The organism is Pseudoalteromonas sp. Isolate6, from assembly GCF_022398435.1.
In the GTDB taxonomy this organism is placed as follows: Bacteria; Pseudomonadota; Gammaproteobacteria; order Enterobacterales; family Alteromonadaceae; genus Pseudoalteromonas; species Pseudoalteromonas galatheae.
This window is the reverse complement of the sequence record NZ_JAKEVK010000365.1, coordinates 1-1770: the sequence shown is the minus strand read 5'-3', so window position 1 is coordinate 1770 and position 1770 is coordinate 1. Positions and strand designations below refer to the sequence as shown.

The window sequence follows — 1770 nt, the reverse complement described above, 5'->3', positions numbered from 1 at the left end:
GGTTTGTATGGGTAGTACTTATACCAATTGAATTAATTCTCTAATCAATTTGAGGGGTGAAATAGCATATTAGCTTCATTAAAAATTTCTCATTTAGAACAACTAAATAGCAAAATTTTTGTCTTGCTACTAAAGCTATTTCCCCGCTTCAAGATAGATCATTTACTTAATACAACTGGTATTAACCGTCGTTGTTTTTCATAAAAACCAATACCAAGCAAGTGGCTCATCTTATTAAAAAAAGATAACATTTCAGCCTAGACTTGCCGATTACAGTAACGATTAGAAAGGAAAAACAGTGATTGAACGAATTGACACCAAACAACGAATGAGCCGAATTGTAAAACACAATGGTACCATTTATTTATGTGGCCAAGTGTGTAAGGACGCAGAACAAGGAATTAAAGAACAAACTGAAACCATGCTTGAGAAAGTTGATGAGCTACTTATTCAAGCAGGCAGCGACCGCAAACACATTCTTTCTGCGACAATTTATATTAAAGACATGAAGTATTTTGCAGAAATGAACGAAGTGTGGGATGCATGGGTTCCTGAAGGTTATGCGCCAGCTCGCGCTTGTGTAGAAGCTAGCATGGCTCGTGATGCATTGCTTGTTGAGATTTCGGTGGTCGCTGCAGAAGTCTAGTCTAAAAAAATATAAGCCTAGTTTAGACAAGGCTTACTGTTAATCTGTCAGATTTGATTTTTAGGTATTGATCGTATTTGACGCAGCAGCGTCCGGTTTATTGAACCACAACACATGGCGCAGCGGGCTGAGAGCGAACAATAACTGCCTACTGTGAAACACTGCAAAAACAAAGACGGACAAACCTAACAAACTGCGAGCACTTGCTGGCTTAGTAAAACTCACATTCTCAATTCTAGAATTTCTTACTGCTGTATTTGCAGCGCGTTGTCGTGCGCGATAACCCTGTTTTAGTGTAAAGATACACTTAGGCGCTAAAAATTGGCCTATCAATAAACGTTTTTGGCCAAAGTTACTGGAGTGTTTATATGCTTTTTACTTCACTTCCTCAGTTTGGATGCTAATAGTGGTGGGTGTCACTTATTTTCTCTTTATTTTCCTCCTTACTTTTCTCTATCGATATTAATTCCAAGTACTGTGTAAACCGCCTTGCTAAAGTAGCGGCCGTTCTCTTTGATTTTATAGTGACTAGCATCAAGCCAGATGAAACAGATACAGCGTATCAAAACTTCGTGATTGCCACGCTTTAAGCTCTGGAATTAGCTGGTCAGTTACTCCTGTAATGGTGGCTTCTGGAATTTCAATACCATACACCTTCTGCACATGGCCTCGAATATCCCGATAGCTCATGCCTAACGTAAACATGGATAGTATTTTTTGGTCAATTTCAGGTTGATTTTTCTTAACCAGTCGTGACTCAAACTAGTCAGTACGGTCTCTTGGCACTTCAAACTCAAATTGACCTACGGATGATTTAATCGTTTTCTTGCTAGTGCCGTTCTTGCGATTTAGTTGTAGATCAATTCCTAAGTATTGCTCTAGCTCTGCTTGTAGGACTGCTTCTGCTAATTGTTTAATGAGTGGCGTTAAAATGCCATCTTCACCAGTTAAGTCTTTACCAGATTGAAGTTCAGCTAATGCTTTGTTGAAGTCGAAAGATTCAGTTATGTGTTATTCCTGTTTTCTTAATAATACTGAAATGACTACGGTTTCTAAACACTACCGTCACTATTTTTCGCTGCTTCGGACTTGAATTTGCGATGAGCTTTTAGTTGATTTTCATT

1 protein-coding gene and 2 pseudogenes are annotated in these 1770 nt (G+C 38.6%); 2 read left to right on the top strand and 1 reads right to left on the bottom strand.

Going from position 1 to position 1770, the window contains the following annotated elements; genetic code table 11:
* Window positions 1-298 precede the first annotated feature (298 nt).
* The gene (locus tag L1D50_RS22915; protein WP_128727543.1) at window positions 299-646 is read left to right on the top strand and encodes a RidA family protein; all 348 of its coding nucleotides are present in this window, start codon (window positions 299-301) and stop codon (window positions 644-646) included.
* A 113-nt stretch (window positions 647-759) separates the two neighbouring features.
* A pseudogene (locus L1D50_RS23605) lies at window positions 760-861 on the top strand (transposase); the annotation flags it as partial.
* A 231-nt stretch (window positions 862-1092) separates the two neighbouring features.
* Here L1D50_RS23605 and L1D50_RS22910 read toward each other — a convergent pair.
* Window positions 1093-1654: pseudogene (locus tag L1D50_RS22910) on the bottom strand (transposase); the annotation flags it as partial.
* Window positions 1655-1770 lie beyond the last annotated feature (116 nt).